Origin of the sequence: Campylobacter sp. BCW_6464 (assembly GCF_001762775.1) — a bacterium.
GTDB classification, from domain to species: Bacteria; Campylobacterota; Campylobacteria; order Campylobacterales; family Campylobacteraceae; genus Campylobacter_D; species Campylobacter_D jejuni.
In genome coordinates this window covers 41,254-56,393 of record NZ_MJXM01000045.1, presented here as the reverse complement: position 1 = coordinate 56,393, position 15,140 = coordinate 41,254, and the positions used below count along the sequence as shown (strand labels likewise).

Below are 15,140 nucleotides of genomic sequence, written 5' to 3'. Positions count from 1 at the left end.
TTCGTTCTAAATTATTATGATATAAATTATCATTATTTATTTTATTTAAGGAGTAAAATTTGCATCCAAATAAAAAAGCTTTTAAGTTATCTTTATTTGCATTATTGCTAATAACTAATTTAAATGCACAAGAGTCAAATGAAGCTATTAAATTACAAAAAGTTGTTGTTAGTGCAACAGGTTTTGAGCAAGATGCAGACTCAAATTTACGCAATATAATCAGCATAGAAGGCAAAGATCTGCAAAATAAAGGTTATGTTTCCTTAGAACAAGCCTTAGAAAGAATTTCAGGCATTAGTTTTGTAAATTTTGGACTTGGACGCAATATAGATATGCGTGGACAAGGAGATAAATCCAATATAGCTGTAAAAGTTATGATCGATGGGCGTGCTATTAATATTCTTGATAATTCCCATGGTGTAACCCCGCTAGATAGTATCAATTTAGATAATGTAGAACGCATAGAAATCATACCTGGAGGTGGGTCTGTGCTTTATGGAAGTGGTACTAGAGGGGGTGTGATTAATATCATTACAAAAAAACAAAAATCAGATGCTTTTGCTATAAATTTAAAAAGCAGTGCTTATGATCATGGTGGAATAGGTGGAAATTTAGGTATCAATGGCGCCAAACAAATAAATGAAAATTTAGCTTTTAGCTTTGATATACAAAGTTTTAATCTTGATGGATATCAAGAAGGTTATAATGAAAAAGGTTATTTTATCAACACAAAAACCTATATTGATATCAATGATAATAGCGATTTAACTTTGGGGTATAATTATTTTAAAAGCAAAAATACCAGCAGTGGCTATCTAACAAAAGCACAAGCTCAAAGCGATCCAACTCAAAAAGGCAATAGTGACAATATCACACAAATCAATCGCCCTGAAATTTCTTTGGATTATCATTACTATTTTGATGATATATGGGAATTTAACCTAGAAGCTTTTTGGCAAAATCAAAAGATCAACTATCTAAAAGATGTTTCTGAAATGAGCTCTATGGGGCTAAGCGTCCCTGTATATCAAAATGGAAGTGGTTTTGAAGACACGCTTACAGGGATAAGTTTAAAAAACAAACTAAATTATGCAAATAATTCTTATTTTATTTTTGGTTATGAATTTGCAAACCATGATGCAAAAAGAACAAGCATTATTCATTATGATGTAAATGCCGGCAAATTTCAAATGAGTCACACCATGACAACGCTTATGGATATGGATAAACAAAGCCATTCTATTTTCGCTCTTGATTCTCATGAATTTAACGATATTTTTAGTATTTCAGGTGGAGCAAGATATGAATATAGTCTTTATGACACAAATAGAAATTACACTAGCAATATGGTTATATCAAACATTCCTAAACCAAGCACTCCAGAACTTTTTTCAACCGATGATACAAGTCATAACTTCGCCTTTGAAATCACTCCAAATTTTAAATACTCAGACACAGGAAAGCTTTATATCAAATACGAAAGAGGTTTTGTCTCTCCAAGTCCAGCACAATTTGTCAATAAGGATAAAATTTCACAAAAGTATTATTCTGCAAATTTAAATCCTGAGATCTTTGATACCTTTGAACTAGGAATTGATGATTTTTGGTGGGATTTTTACGGCTTTAATCTAACTTTATTTTACACCCTAAGCAAAGATGAAATTTCTTATCTTGGAAACCCTCATGCCACAGGTGGAGGATTTTGGCAATATTATAATATAGATCAAACTCGCCGTTTAGGAGTAGAATTAAGTCTGAGTCAAAATTTTTTAGATGATGATTTAATCTTTAGAGAAAGTCTAACTTATCTTGATGCTAAAATTTCTAAAGGTGTTAATGACGGCATGAGAATTCCTTATGTTTCAAAAATCAAAGCCACAGCTGGGCTCGAATACGCTTGGAATAAAAATTTCTCAAATTTTATTGATTTAACCTATTTTTCTAGAGCAAAAGATGGTGGAACTATAGATGAAAATACAGGAAAAATGTCTAAAAATTCTTGGATAAGGGATTATTTTTTAACAGATATTGGTATGAAATATAATTATAAAAAATTACAAATTTTAGCAGGAATTCGCAATCTTTTCGATAAAAGATACTACACATACCAAGACAGTATAAATGATCAATACCTAGTTGGGAATGGCAGAAACTACTATGTTGAATTTAAATACGCATTCTAAAATTTTAGTGATTATAGGGCTTTTGGTAGCTTATATAATCGCTTCTTTTACAGCACTTTGCTTAGGAGATAAGAATTTAAACCCAAAAGAACTTTTTTCATATATCTTTAGCCAAGATGAAATTTTAAGACAAATCATCATAGATGGACGCTTGCCACGGATTATAATGGCGATTTTAATCGGTATGCTTCTAGCTAGTAGTGGGGCTATCACTCAAAATGTATTTTCAAATCCTATAGCCGATCCTTATATTATAGGTATAGCTTCTGCAGCAACCTTTGGAGCGGTTTTAGCGTATTTGTTAAAATTGAATGATTATTATTATGGAATTTTAGGTTTTGTTTGCTCTGCCTTTTTTGCCCTAGGAGTTTTTAAAATTTCTTCTAAAGCTTCTATAGCAACTTTACTCATTATCGGCATAGCAGCTTCATCTTTTTTAGGAGCTTTTACTTCTTTTTTCACCTATCTTATAGGCGAGGATTCTTTTAAAATAGTCGCTTGGCTTATGGGAAATATAGGCAATGCTTCTTGGTTTCGTGTGGGAATTTTAATCTTACCTTTAATTTTTTGTTTGTTTTATTTTTACGCTCATAAAAACGAATTAAACATACTTTTAAGCGGAGATGATGAAGCTAGAAATCTAGGGGTAAATGCTCAAAAATTAAAGATAAATTTACTCATTGTCTCATCCTTGGCTGTATCTTTTGCGGTTGCTTTTAGCGGACTTATAGGCTTTGTTGGGCTCATCATTCCTCATACCATAAGACTTTTGCTTAAAAATTATGATAATGCCTTAGTTATCCCTTTATGTACAGCATTTGGAGGATTATTTTTACTTATTTGTGATACTTTAGCAAGAACTCTTTTAGCCCCTGTGCAAATTCCGATTGGAATCCTAACTGCATTTTTTGGAGCTCCTATTTTTTTATACTTGGCTTTAAGCGCTAGGAGATTTTTATAATGCTAAAAATACAAAATTTAAGCTTTGCTTATCACCAAAAAGATTTACTAAAAAACATTCATTTAGAACTTAAAAATCAGGCTTTTATAGGAATTTTAGGGCCAAATGGCTCAGGTAAAAGCACTCTTTTAAAACTTATACTTAAAAATTTAAGTCCAAATAAAGGAGAGATAAGTCTTTTTAATACAAATATCAAAGATTTTTCTCTTAAAGAATTTGCCAAAATTTGCGGCTTTGTGCCTCAAAAATCAGAATTAAACACCCCTTTAAAAGTCATCGATGTGCTTTTAATGAGCAAATATGCAAATTTAAAACACGCTTTTAGTTCTTATTCTAAAGAAGATATTATAGAAATTAAAGAATTTGCTAAGAATTTAAGACTTGAAAATTTTCTAGAAAGAAGCATACTTTCTTTAAGTGGGGGTGAATTTCAAAGAATGCTTTTGGCAAGAGCTTTGCTTAAAAAGCCAAAAATTCTTTTTTTAGATGAACCCACTTCAGCCCTTGATTTAAACTATGCTATAGAGCTTTTAAGTCTTTGCGAAAAACTAGTTAAAGAAAAAAATATAGCCGTTGTTGCTATCTTGCATGATTTAAATTTAGCTTCTATGTTCTGCGATAAAATCCTTTTTTTAAAAGAAGGGGAAATAAAGTATTTTGGAACGAGTAAAGAGCTTTTTACTCAAGAAATTTTAAAAGAAATTTATGATTTAAACTGCGAGATTATTTATAAAAATTCTAAACCTTATATTTTAGCTTTAAAGGAGAAAAAATGAAAAAAATTTTAATTATTATGAGTTTGTTTTTAATCACACTAAATGCAAAAGAACGCCTTGTAGTGCTTGATCCTGCAAGCATAGAAACCCTTTTTATGCTTAAAGCTGGGGATCAAATCGTAGGCATTGCCACTTTACAACACTCAAATATCTATCCTAAAGATCAAACCTCAAAACTTACAAGCGTAGGCACTTTTTCAAATCCTTCGCTTGAAAAAATAGTAGCATTAAAACCAAGTTTGGTGATTTTAAGCTCTTATTCTTTAAATTTAGAAGAAGGACTTAAAAATTTTGGTATCAAAAGTATCAATTTAAAAGCCGAGCGTTTAGAAGATATAACAAAAAATATCACAATCTTAGGTCAAATCACCAAGAAAGAAAAAGAAGCGGAGCTTTTAAAACAAGAATTTGCTCAAAATTTAAAAAAATTAAGCGATAAACCCTTAAATAAAAGTGCGATTTATCTTTATTCTAGCAACCCTTTAATGGCCTTTAATGATAATTCTTTAATAGCTGATATTTTAAGACTCATAGGGATTAAAAATTTAAGTCCGCAAAGTCAAATTTCAAGACCTGTTATATCAGCAGAATATATACTAAAACAAAATCCAGACATACTCATTCTTGGAATGAATGCCAAAAACAATCTTTTAGATACAAATGCTTTATTGAAAAATACCAAAGCAGTTAAAACAGGAAGTATTTATTTTAACAAAGATACACATATATTATTACGCCTTAGTCCTAAGATAATAGATAGAATTCAAGAATTTAAAACAAAGCTAGAAAATAACAATTTTTAATCACCCAATCTTGCTTTAAAAAATTCGCAAGTTTGACAAAGTTTTTCTATGCGTTTATCTTCTTCAAAAGCTTTTTTCATCATCTTTATACGCGGTGATTTAAAAAGCTTATCAAAGTTATTTTCAAAAACATTTCCTAAGTTAATATCTGCTTTAGTATCCAAACAGCAAGGCACCAAACTTCCATCACTTAAAATCCCAATTTGCTCTTTTAAAGCATGACATTTTCCTTTTTTATAAAGGGGCTCATCTTTTAAATTAGGCCATTTAAAAAGTTTATTTTGATGAAGCAAAATATGTCTTTGCAAGCGATTTTTACTTAAGTTTGTATCAATCTTAACTTCAAATTCTTTGGCTAAAAACTCATAAATTTTTAAATTTGACTTAGGTGCTTTAAAATTAGCATCTAAATTCCAAAGTCTTAGATTGATAAAAGAAAGGCTTTTTTGCTCTAAATGCTTTTTGCAAAGTTCTAAAATAGGCTTAAAATACTGTTCTAAAGAAATTTTGCTTTGACTTAAAAAAGATATTAAAGAAATATTGATTTGATGGATATTCTCATACCCTAACAATAAAGCTTGATTTTTAGAATTTAAATAAAAGCCACTTGTAGTGATTTCAAGTTTCATAGCTTCACCTTTTGCGATTTTTAGATAATTTTCCAAATTAGGTAAAAGCAAAGGATCGCCCAAAAGATGAAAGGTAAAAAGCTCAGCTTTATTAGAAATTTCATAAGCTAATTTTTGAAATTTTTCTTCACTCATTACCCCGCGAATTCCTTTTTGAGAAGGACAAAAATCACATTTTAAACCACAAATATCACTTAATTCTATATATATTTTTTTAAATTTCATTATATTTCCTAGAGTAAACATTTTACCAAAATTTATGAAATTTATTAAAATATGTAACATTTTTATCGATATTTTTATCTTTTTTATTTCTCTTCTTTATTTTTAAATATATTAAACAAAAATCACACTATACTTAAATAAAAATCTAAAATTAAGGAAGGGTTTATGCAAGAGCTTACTCGCACAAAAAAATTCGCTCTATTATTGCTGCAAGTAGCGGAAATTTAGTAGAGTGGTTTGATTTTTATATCTATGCTTTTACAGCAACTTATTTTGCTCATACTTTTTCAACTTCAGATAATCCTGTTATCCAGCAAATCAATGCCTTTGGGGTTTTTGCAGCAGGGTTTTTTATGCGTCCTATAGGTTCTTGGCTTTTTGGCTCTTTAGCTGATAAAGTAGGTCGTAAAAAATCTATGGTTATATCAGTGGTTTTAATGGCTTTGGGCTCTTCTATGATAGCAGCCTTACCAAGCAAAGATACAGTGGGAGATCTTGCTATTATCTTACTTTTAATAGCAAGACTCATTCAAGGTCTTAGTGTAGGCGGGGAGTATGGCATAGCAGCTACTTATCTTTCAGAACTTGCTACAGAAGGAAAACGCGGTTTTTACTCATCTTTTCAGTATGTAACCCTAATAGGCGGTCAACTTTTGGCCGTTGCAAGCATTAGTATAATGTTTTTATTTTTTAGTATTGATGATATGAAAGATTACGCTTGGAGAATACTTTTTGTAATAGGCGGAATTTTAGCGCTAGGCTCGCTTTTTGTAAGAAAAATGATGAATGAAAGTGCTACAAAACTTCACCAGCATGAAGATCGTGGTACTTTAAAAGCATTATGTAAATCTTGGAAACCTTTTTTAATGGTGCTTGGGGTTACTTCTGGAGGTTCTTTAGCTTTTTATACTATTACAACTTATACTAAAACTTTTATGGAAAATACGGGTATGGATAAAATGCTTGTTAATAATCTTTTCTTAGGTGCTTTATTTATACTAATGATCATTCAACCTCTTTTTGGATATATAGGAGATAAAATAGGTCACAAACGATCTTTAATTGTATTTTGTATTTTGGCATTGGTAGGAATTTATCCTATTTTTTCACTTATAGCCAATAACGCACAAAATAATCCTTCTTTGACATTTATGTTGGTGGTATTATTGTTTGTTATTTTAAGTTTTTATACTTCAGTTGCTGGGATTTTTAAAGCAAAACTTTTTCCTGAACATGTAAGAGCTTTAGGGACAGGTTTAGGTTATGCTATTGCAAATGCTGTTTTTGGAGGATCTGCTCCTTGGGTTGCTTTACAATTTAAAAATGCAGGTATAGAAAATGGCTTTTTTATCCATATAGCTATTTTTACAATCATCATGCTTATAGCTACTTTATGCTTGCCTAAAAAATCAGAGCTTAATTAATTTTAACGCTTTTAAAGAAAGTGCCGAAAGCGCGGTACTTTCTAACTCTTTTAAGGTTTTAAATTCATAATTTTTATTTTCATTGTTTAAAATTTGATGATAAACCTTGATATGAAGTTTATACTTAGTATAGCCGTGCTTAAACTCCCCTATAAAACTCATATCTTTAGAAAGTTTATACTCTCCTTCTTTAAAAAAAGGAAAATTATACATACCCTTATAAAGCTTATCTTGGCTTTTCTGTATCGCAAATTTTTTATTAAATTCAAACAAAAAAAGATTTAAATTTAAACTCTCATAAAGTATTTTTTTAACTCTTGGATAAAGCTCTGTATTAAATTTACCTTGACAAAAATCATACAAAGGACAAATTCCACACTTTGCATTTTTACTCACACAAACCAAAGCCCCTATATCAAGCAAAGCTTGGTTATGATCAAAGGCATGATTTAAATTTAAAAGCTCTTTAGCTCTTTTTTCAAGTTCTTTCATACTAGGATTTTCCAAAGCAAAAAGACGAGAAAACACACGGCGTATATTACCATCAACAAAAGAAACTTTTTGATCATAGCCAAAACAAGCTATAGCGCCTGCTGTATAAGCTCCTATACCGCTTAATTTTTTTAGATCCTCAACTTCTTTGGGTAATTTAGCTTCAAACTTATCCACGCATTCTAAGGCTACCTTTTTTAAATTTCTAGCACGAGTATAGTAACCAAGCCCTTGCCAAGCCTTTAAAAGCTCATTTTCATTGGCTTTAGCTAAACTTTGCAAAGTAGGAAATTTTTGCAAAAAGGGAAAATAAAACCTTTCTAAAACTGATTTAACTTGAGTTTGTTGAAGCATAATTTCGCTGATATAAACCCCATAAGCTCTATCAATATGCTTTAAATTTTCATCACAATTTTGACTTTGTAAATTACGCCAAGGCAAAGTTTTGCGTCCATTTTTTTCATACCAAAGAAGTAAATTTTCTTGTAGTTTTTCAAGCTCTTTTTTTTGCATAAATGAGAGTATAACAAAAAATTTTAAAATTTTTTGCTAAAATTAGCTCAAATTAAATTATTAAGGATATCCATGTTAGCTTTTTTTAAAGGTTTAGGTATAGGTTTTTTATGTTTATTACTTTTTGTTGCAGGAGTAGTTTTTAATGTAGAATTTTTAGGCAAAAAAGACTCTAATCATGATTTATATTTTTCAAGAAATATAGAAGTAAGCAATACGCTAAAACCCGATATTTTATATGCAAATATTAATTTTTGGGCAAATGAAAATTTAAGCTCAAAAATCACATTAGATAATAGTGAAAAAGCCGAAATCACAAATACTTTCAATCAAATTTTAGAACGCTCAAAAAAAGAAAATTTTTGTAGCGGAGGAAGTTTTTCTTTAGAGCCTAATTTTTCCTATAAAGATGGTATACAAACTCCAAAAGGTCAAAGATTTGATGCGAATTTAGAATGTGAATTTAAAGAAAACCGACTTGCAGATTTTAACAAGCTTTTAAATGACATCAATTCTATCATAGCTAAAAATAATTTCATCAGCGTTTCAACACCAGCCATACAAACAAGATTTTCAAAAGATACACTAAACAACAACAAAGAAAATCTCTACAAAGAGCTTTTAAAAACATCATACGAATATGAAAAAACTTACTCTTTAGATCTTAATAAAACTTGTGTATTGAAAAATTTACAAGTAAATACAAATGCCAATATCGCACCTAGAATGTTAAATGCAAAATCTGACAATATAGAACTTTCATCTCCAATTATCAGCGAAAAAGAACAAATTTTAAGCGCGAAAGCTTTATTTATTTGCAAATAACTTAAGGCAAAATAAACTCCTTTTAAGTTTATTTTGCTATACTTTTATCTTCAATTCTTTCAGAAATTTATGCGGGAATAGCTCAGGGGTAGAGCACAACCTTGCCAAGGTTGGGGTCGCGAGTTCGAATCTCGTTTCCCGCTCCATAATCACCCGCCCGGGTGGTGGAATTGGTAGACACAAGGGACTTAAAATCCCTCGGAATTTTTCTTCCGTGCCGGTTCAAGTCCGGCCTCGGGCACCACTTTTTCAACATTATCAGGGCGACATAGCCAAGCGGTAAGGCATGGGCCTGCAAAGCCTTGATCTCCGGTTCGAATCCGGATGTCGCCTCCAAAAGGCAAAACTTTACTTTATCGGGAGATGGCTGAGTGGTCGAAAGCGGCGGTCTTGAAAACCGTTGAGGGTCACACCTCCAGGGGTTCGAATCCCTTTCTCCCGGCCACCAAGACTTTCTAGTTTATCAAGCTTATATCATTCCTGAAATTATAAAGGATGCTACAAATGAAAAATAATACTTCGGTCTTACTATTTTTGTTATATCCTAAAAAACTTAGAAAAACTATGACTAATATAACTAAAAATAAGAAATAAAATGGAAAATTTAGAATTTATTATCTTAAAACAAAAATATAAAATTTTAAAAATATGTCAAATTTTAAAATACAAGGCAGGCAAATGAAAGAATTTTATATGAATTTAGCTTTAAATGAGGCTTGGAAATATCAGTTTTTAACCTATCCGAATCCGGCTGTAGGCTGTGTAATCTTAGATAAAAATGGAAAAATTTTAGCCATAAAAGCTCATGAAAAAGCTGGATTAGCTCATGCAGAACTTAATGCCATAACTCATGCTTTTAAAAGTTTAAGACCTGAAATTTCATTGCCTAAAGAAGCAAACGCTTTACATGAGTTTATTTGCAAAAACCATCAAGGTGTATTTAAAGATAGCATAGCTTTTGTCACACTTGAGCCTTGCTCTCATCAAGGAAAAACGCCTCCTTGCGCAAAACTCTTTAGCGAGCTAGGTTTTAAAAAAATTTTCATCAGCGTTAAAGATGAAAATAAAATCGCAAGTGGTGGGGCTGAATTTTTAAAAAAACAAGGCATAGAGGTTGAATTTGACATACTTAAAGAAGAAGGAAAAAAACTTTTAAAACCTTTTTTAAAATGGCAAAAAGGGCAATTTAAACTTTTTAAATTAGCCCTTTCTATGAATGGCTCGCCTTTTGGCAAAATCGTAAGCAATGAGCTAAGTCGCACTTATGCACATAAAATTAGAGCGGTGATTGATTTGCTTGTAGTCGGCGGAGAAACCATAAGAAAAGATCATCCTATACTAGATGCTAGGCTTTGCAAAGCAAAAGCGCCTAATCTTTGTATCTTAAGCCGTCAAAATATAGATAATTTTGATAAAAATATCCCTTTATTTAAAGTTCCAAACCGCCAAATTTATACCCAAATTCCAAGTGAAGCTAAATTTTTAATGTATGAGGGTGGAGAAAATTTTCTCAAAATCTTTAAAGATGAAATAGATATGTTTTTGATTTTCCAAAGTTCAAGTTTAAATGATGAAAAAAATGTTACAATACCTTTAAATTTCAAGCCACTTTATAGAAATTTTTTAGGGAGTGATACTTATGGCATTTATGAACTTTAGTGGGTTTTTTTATGCGAGAAATGATTTAAGATTATTTAAAATAGAAAAGAAAAATGAATTAAAATCCTTTTTTTACAAAGACTACACCTTATCAAGCTACAAAGATAATTTAAATTTAAACAATGAAATCTTTTTTTATCAAAGTTTAAAAGAAGGCTTATTTAAAGAAAATGATGAAATTTTAATTTCAAATTTGGGTAAAAAGATCATACTTTTTAGAAATTTCACTCAAAATTGCGATAATTTTAATGAAGCAAAATTAAAACAAATATTGCTTTTATTTTTTTTATTATTAGCGAGCATATTTTTTGCAAGTTTGGCTATGATTAATGAATTTGGAGCCATAGATCTTGTTTTTTTAATGATTTGCTTATTGCTTTTAGTGATGGGAGCAATCAATCTTGGCTTGCTTTTTAAGCAAATTCGTATTCTTAAAAGTTTTTCCAAAGAAGAAATGAAAGAATTTTTAAATCAAAGAATGAAAAAATACACTAAAGTGTAAAAAACACTTTAGCATACTGTTTTTAAATTTGTAGCAAGACCACCTAAAGAAGTTTCTTTGTACTTATAATTCATATCTTTTCCTGTTTCATACATGGTTTCTATAACCTCATCAAGGCTTACCATAGGAGTAGATTTACGTGTCATTGCCATTCTAGCAGCACTTATGGCCTTAATAGCTCCAAAGGCATTTCTTTCTATACAAGGAATTTGCACAAGCCCTGCAACTGGATCGCAAGTTAAACCTAGATGATGCTCCATTGCCATTTCAGCAGCGTTGCATGCTTTAAAAGCATTAGCCCCTAAAACTGTTGCCATAGCCGCAGCTGCCATCGAACTAGCACTACCAATTTCTGCTTGACAACCTGCTTCTGCTCCGCTAATACTTGCATTTTTCTTATAAAAAGAACCTATAAGCATTGCTGTTAATAAAAACTCTATAGCCTTTTCATCACTAAAACCTATAGTATGATTTTTAAGATAAAGCATAACAGCAGGGATAACAGCACATGCTCCATTTGTTGGCGCGGTTACAACTTTTGCTCCGCTAGCATTTTCTTCAGCAATCGCAATAGCATATAAAGAAATAAAATCGATAATGCCCATAGGATCAGCTGTCATCGCCACTCTTTCTTTAAGTCCTTTAGCTCTACGCTTTAAATGAAGTTTTCCAGGCAAATAATCTTCATTTGGATGTGTACCATTATAATACACTTCTTGCATTATTTCCCAAATTTCAAGACAATAAGCACGAATTTCCTCTTTAGTGTGAAATTGCAATTCATAACGATAAGAAAGCTCTGCTAAATCCCAATCTCTTTTATCGCAAAGCTCTAAAGCTTCTTTTGCATTGTTAAGCTCTATATCTAGTTTTTTCTTTTTATTTTGGTTGGAATTTTTACCTTTTTTTTCTAATTGTGCAGCTGTTAAAACAAAGCCTCCACCTACAGAATAATAAGTTTCTTCATCAACTAACCCGCCTTTACAATCATAAGCTTTAATCTTCATACCATTCTCATGTAAAGGTAAAAAATCTTTGGAAAATATCAAATCTTTTTCATAATTAAAACAAAGTTTTTTCTCTCCACAAAAATCAATTTGAGCATTTTCAATAGCATTTTTATTTACTTCATCTTGTATTGCCGCGCTTAAATTTTTAGCTTCTAGACCATTTAACCCCCAAATTACAGCCTTATCACTCAAGTGTCCTTTACCTGTTAATGACAAAGAACCATAAAGAATGACTTCAACTCTATCAATTTCATCAAGCTTTTTAGCAACTTTTTTACAAAATAAATTTCCAGCAAGCATAGGCCCTAAAGTATGAGAAGAAGAAGGACCGACACCTATTTTAAAAATGCTTAAATTACTCATTTTTTATCCTTAATTTATAAAAGATTGTGAATTGCAGCAGAAATTGCAACTATTCCCATTACCAAAATAAAAAGATCTAAAAATTTATTACGAAATCTTGCCAAAATATCAAAACGATAAATACAATAAAGTGGCATCAAGAAAAGCAAAATAGCCAAAACAGGACCACCAATAGCCTCAATAATTCCTATAACACTTGGATTTTTATACGCAACAAGCCAAGCGATAGCAAAGGTAATGATCGCTGTTAAAGTTTGAGCGAATTTACCTTGAATTTTACCATTACTTGCTTTATATAAAATGCCATTTAAGCCTTCTTGAGAACCAAGATAATGTCCTAAGAAACTTTTACTAATGGCCACAAGTGCAACAATAGGCCCAACATAAGTCAGCAAAGAAACTTCAGGAAATTTATTTGCTATAAAGGTAAGAATATTGATATTTTGATCTTTTGCTGATGCAAAATCTTCTGGTGTAAAAGTTAAAGCACAAGAAAAAACAAAAAACATTACAACAAAAACCATAAGAATAACTGCCAAAGAAATAATTTTTCTAGCGCGAGGTTCAGCATAATCACCATATTCTTTTTTACAATAACAAGCAAGCGAAGAAATAATAGGAGAGTGATTAAAACTAAATACCATCACAGGAATAACAAGCCATAAAGTAACCCAAAAATTACTTGTTGAAATTACAGAAAAATCGGCATTTGTAAATAATGATGAATTCCATTGTGGAATTAAAAGCAATGAAAAAATAAATAAAAATATAATAAAAGGAAAAACAAGAAAACTCATTGCTTTTGTCACAACATTTTCACCAAGAATAGAAATCAAAACCAAAACTCCAACAATCAAAAAACTCACCCACCAACGAGCAGCATGAGTAAGATCTGCATTGAAATTAAACTGATTGACTAAAAATTCAAGTAAAGTTGTTGTAAGATTAGCACTATAAACCAATAAAATGGGCAAAATAGCAAAAAAATACAAAAGCGTAATTAAAAATCCACCACCCTTGCCAAAATAACCTTCTGCAACAAAAGTAATATCATCTTTTGGATTAGAACTTGAAAGCACAAAGCGACATAAATTTCTATGAGCTAAGTAAGTCATAGGAAAAGCTAAAACAAGTATAACTAACAAAGGTATCAATCCACCAAGCCCAGCACTAATAGGTAACAAAAGTACACCGGCTCCAATAGCTGTTCCAAAAAGAGATAAAACCCACCTTGTATCGTGACTAGTCCATTTAGGAGTATTCATTATTCTTCCTTAAAATTGTAAGATTATATCTCTTTTATTTTAGCAAAATATTTATAAATAATTATTTTTTTTAAAAAATATTTTAAATTTTATGTAACATTTTGTAAATTTAATTTTATAAAAAAACAATCACTTGTATCAATAAAGTATTATTTTAAAACTAAATATATTTTGGGTTTTACAATCAAAAAATAAAAATTTGGAAGACTATGCTTCCAAATTAAGAAGGTTAAATTTTCAAAAATTAATCTAATTTTTGACCTAGGACATTTCCTTGCATATCCGTATAAACTTTCATGTTATTATTAAACTTAAATTTATAACTATTAATTTCTTTATCTATTTCAATAATTTGAGCATTTGGTTGAGTTGCACTCACTTTTTTCATAACACTAGGTAAAATAGTATGCGGTAAAGCCTTATATTTTCCATCAACTTCTTTCCAATCTCCATTGATCGTAAAATCAATTTCAGTTCCATCATTTAAAATTACATCATAAGAATCTATATCTTTTTTCACTAAACCAATTTGAGCGGTTTTAAAATTTTTAGAAATAAATTCTTTGGCATTATTTGGAAGTTCGCTAGCAGGAACAACCATATCTTTAGCTAAAAGCACCGTAGCGCCCAACAAAGCAAGTAAAGTTAATTTTGCTTTCATAATTTCTCCTTTTGTGTTTTGGTTGGCGAAAGTTTAACTCAGAACTGTGAAGTGAATGTGAAACTTAAAAAATAATTTTCAAGATTTCGTTCTCAACACTTATGCCTTGACTTTTTATAAATTTTATTTCTTTTCCATCTTCAAATTTTAAAATATCTTTATCTTTTAGATTAATATCATAAGTTAAAATATGTAAAACAATATCATAAATACAAAAGAAAAGTTCTTTTTCTTCTATGTTTAAATCACAAACTTCAAGTTCTAATTTATCAAAATTTCTAAGCCCACAAGTATAAGCATTGACTCCATTTTCACTAGGATAAACACTAACATATATCCAATTATATACCGGCAAGCGATTATCATCTAACATTTTTGCATTTTCTATATAAAAACTGGGCTCTAAAACAACTGCACCTGTATAAAAACCTAAAGCATGTTTATTATCCAAACATAAAGCTGCAATTTTCGTAAACATTTTAGCTTGTTCTAATTTGCTTTGATCTTGACTTAACACCGCTATAAGAAGATGAGCTTTATGTTTTTTAGTTTGCTCTAAGGCATCTTTCCACATAAAATTAAAATTTGCATAGTATTCTGCTTCGTGATTAGGTATAGGATTTTTAATCAAATTTAGAGTAACCAACATATTTTCATATAAAAAAATCACGCCCTCTTTGGTAAAATTTTCATCAGCTATTTTTATATTAAATTTATATTCTAAAATGCTTTTTAATTCCGAAAAATTAAAATCAACTTCATCAAGAAGAACAAAAGAGGTAAAATTGTGATTTAAATCTATAGTCATGTTAAACCCTATTAAATTTTTATAAATTATAACCTAATAAA

General features: G+C 30.3%; 13 protein-coding genes, 4 tRNA genes and 1 pseudogene. 12 read left to right on the top strand and 6 right to left on the bottom strand.

Features of this window, described 5'->3' with window-relative positions; all coding sequences use genetic code 11:
• Nucleotides 1–59: 59 nt before the first annotated feature.
• From AJ885_RS04085 to AJ885_RS04070, 4 genes are read left to right on the top strand one after another with little or no spacing between them, the layout of a single operon-like run.
• On the top strand, nt 60–2,183 hold the full coding sequence (locus tag AJ885_RS04085; RefSeq protein ID WP_070280771.1) for a TonB-dependent receptor: 2,124 nt from the start codon (nt 60–62) through the stop codon (nt 2,181–2,183).
• Nucleotides 2,158–3,144: a FecCD family ABC transporter permease gene (locus AJ885_RS04080; RefSeq protein ID WP_070248920.1), complete on the top strand. Its 987-nt coding sequence runs from the start codon at nt 2,158–2,160 to the stop codon at nt 3,142–3,144. Before AJ885_RS04085 ends, AJ885_RS04080 begins: the two co-directional genes overlap by 26 nt.
• Entirely contained in the window at nt 3,144–3,920 is a 777-nt protein-coding gene (locus AJ885_RS04075; protein WP_044778649.1) for an ABC transporter ATP-binding protein, read from the top strand. Before AJ885_RS04080 ends, AJ885_RS04075 begins: the two co-directional genes overlap by 1 nt.
• Nucleotides 3,917–4,723, top strand: coding sequence for an ABC transporter substrate-binding protein (locus AJ885_RS04070; RefSeq protein ID WP_044778648.1), 807 nt, complete (start codon nt 3,917–3,919; stop codon nt 4,721–4,723). The genes AJ885_RS04075 and AJ885_RS04070 overlap by 4 nt, the downstream gene beginning before the upstream one ends.
• On the opposite strand, the gene AJ885_RS04065 is transcribed toward AJ885_RS04070, so the two are convergent.
• Nucleotides 4,720–5,577 (bottom strand): radical SAM/SPASM domain-containing protein, encoded by an 858-nt coding sequence (locus tag AJ885_RS04065; RefSeq protein ID WP_070274062.1) that lies wholly within the window; start codon nt 5,575–5,577, stop codon nt 4,720–4,722. The genes AJ885_RS04070 and AJ885_RS04065 overlap by 4 nt on opposite strands.
• Nucleotides 5,578–5,742: 165 nt before the next feature.
• Here AJ885_RS04065 and AJ885_RS04060 point away from each other — a divergent pair.
• Nucleotides 5,743–7,001, top strand: a pseudogene (locus tag AJ885_RS04060) (MFS transporter).
• Here AJ885_RS04060 and mutY read toward each other — a convergent pair.
• The gene (gene mutY, locus AJ885_RS04055; RefSeq protein WP_070248911.1) at nt 6,987–8,006 is read right to left on the bottom strand and encodes an A/G-specific adenine glycosylase; all 1,020 of its coding nucleotides are present in this window, start codon (nt 8,004–8,006) and stop codon (nt 6,987–6,989) included. The pseudogene AJ885_RS04060 and the gene mutY overlap by 15 nt on opposite strands.
• A 72-nt stretch (nt 8,007–8,078) precedes the next feature.
• Between mutY and AJ885_RS04050 the strand changes: the two genes are divergently transcribed.
• From AJ885_RS04050 to AJ885_RS04020, 7 genes are all read left to right on the top strand, one after another.
• Nucleotides 8,079–8,831: a hypothetical protein gene (locus tag AJ885_RS04050; protein WP_070248909.1), complete on the top strand. Its 753-nt coding sequence runs from the start codon at nt 8,079–8,081 to the stop codon at nt 8,829–8,831.
• A gap of 71 nt (nt 8,832–8,902) precedes the next feature.
• A tRNA-Gly gene (locus AJ885_RS04045) sits at nt 8,903–8,977 on the top strand.
• 9 nt (nt 8,978–8,986) lie between these two features.
• Nucleotides 8,987–9,075: transfer RNA gene (locus AJ885_RS04040), tRNA-Leu, on the top strand.
• An 18-nt stretch (nt 9,076–9,093) separates the two neighbouring features.
• A tRNA-Cys gene (locus AJ885_RS04035) sits at nt 9,094–9,167 on the top strand.
• 21 nt (nt 9,168–9,188) lie between these two features.
• Nucleotides 9,189–9,276, top strand: a tRNA-Ser gene (locus AJ885_RS04030).
• A 203-nt stretch (nt 9,277–9,479) separates the two neighbouring features.
• A complete protein-coding gene (gene ribD, locus AJ885_RS04025; protein WP_079463153.1) occupies nt 9,480–10,490 on the top strand; it encodes a bifunctional diaminohydroxyphosphoribosylaminopyrimidine deaminase/5-amino-6-(5-phosphoribosylamino)uracil reductase RibD in 1,011 nt (336 codons plus the stop codon).
• A complete protein-coding gene (locus AJ885_RS04020) occupies nt 10,471–10,992 on the top strand; it encodes a hypothetical protein (protein ID WP_070248907.1) in 522 nt (173 codons plus the stop codon). The genes ribD and AJ885_RS04020 overlap by 20 nt, the downstream gene beginning before the upstream one ends.
• Before the next feature lie 8 nt (nt 10,993–11,000).
• Here the strand turns inward: AJ885_RS04020 and AJ885_RS04015 are convergent, their stop codons facing one another.
• From AJ885_RS04015 to AJ885_RS04000, 4 genes are all read right to left on the bottom strand, one after another.
• A complete protein-coding gene (locus tag AJ885_RS04015) occupies nt 11,001–12,365 on the bottom strand; it encodes an L-serine ammonia-lyase (RefSeq protein WP_070209909.1) in 1,365 nt (454 codons plus the stop codon).
• A gap of 14 nt (nt 12,366–12,379) precedes the next feature.
• The gene (locus tag AJ885_RS04010) at nt 12,380–13,630 is read right to left on the bottom strand and encodes a serine/threonine protein kinase (RefSeq protein WP_070248905.1); all 1,251 of its coding nucleotides are present in this window, start codon (nt 13,628–13,630) and stop codon (nt 12,380–12,382) included.
• A 244-nt stretch (nt 13,631–13,874) separates the two neighbouring features.
• Nucleotides 13,875–14,291: a PepSY-like domain-containing protein gene (locus AJ885_RS04005; protein WP_070248903.1), complete on the bottom strand. Its 417-nt coding sequence runs from the start codon at nt 14,289–14,291 to the stop codon at nt 13,875–13,877.
• Between the two features lie 64 nt (nt 14,292–14,355).
• Nucleotides 14,356–15,099 carry a DUF4261 domain-containing protein gene (locus tag AJ885_RS04000; protein ID WP_070248901.1) on the bottom strand — a complete coding sequence of 248 codons (744 nt, stop codon included), beginning with the start codon at nt 15,097–15,099 and terminating at the stop codon, nt 14,356–14,358.
• Between the last annotated feature and the right edge of the window lie 41 nt (nt 15,100–15,140).

Coding starts and splice junctions, on each gene's coding strand:
- AJ885_RS04065 (WP_070274062.1), bottom strand. CDS start 5,577: ATGAAATTTAAAAAAATATATATAGAATTAAGTGATATTTGTGGTTTA.
- AJ885_RS04075 (WP_044778649.1), top strand. CDS start 3,144: ATGCTAAAAATACAAAATTTAAGCTTTGCTTATCACCAAAAAGATTTA.
- AJ885_RS04000 (WP_070248901.1), bottom strand. CDS start 15,099: ATGACTATAGATTTAAATCACAATTTTACCTCTTTTGTTCTTCTTGAT.
- AJ885_RS04005 (WP_070248903.1), bottom strand. CDS start 14,291: ATGAAAGCAAAATTAACTTTACTTGCTTTGTTGGGCGCTACGGTGCTT.
- AJ885_RS04080 (WP_070248920.1), top strand. CDS start 2,158: ATGTTGAATTTAAATACGCATTCTAAAATTTTAGTGATTATAGGGCTT.
- AJ885_RS04050 (WP_070248909.1), top strand. CDS start 8,079: ATGTTAGCTTTTTTTAAAGGTTTAGGTATAGGTTTTTTATGTTTATTA.
- mutY (WP_070248911.1), bottom strand. CDS start 8,006: ATGCAAAAAAAAGAGCTTGAAAAACTACAAGAAAATTTACTTCTTTGG.
- AJ885_RS04070 (WP_044778648.1), top strand. CDS start 3,917: ATGAAAAAAATTTTAATTATTATGAGTTTGTTTTTAATCACACTAAAT.
- AJ885_RS04010 (WP_070248905.1), bottom strand. CDS start 13,630: ATGAATACTCCTAAATGGACTAGTCACGATACAAGGTGGGTTTTATCT.
- ribD (WP_079463153.1), top strand. CDS start 9,480: ATGTCAAATTTTAAAATACAAGGCAGGCAAATGAAAGAATTTTATATG.
- AJ885_RS04020 (WP_070248907.1), top strand. CDS start 10,471: ATGGCATTTATGAACTTTAGTGGGTTTTTTTATGCGAGAAATGATTTA.
- AJ885_RS04015 (WP_070209909.1), bottom strand. CDS start 12,365: ATGAGTAATTTAAGCATTTTTAAAATAGGTGTCGGTCCTTCTTCTTCT.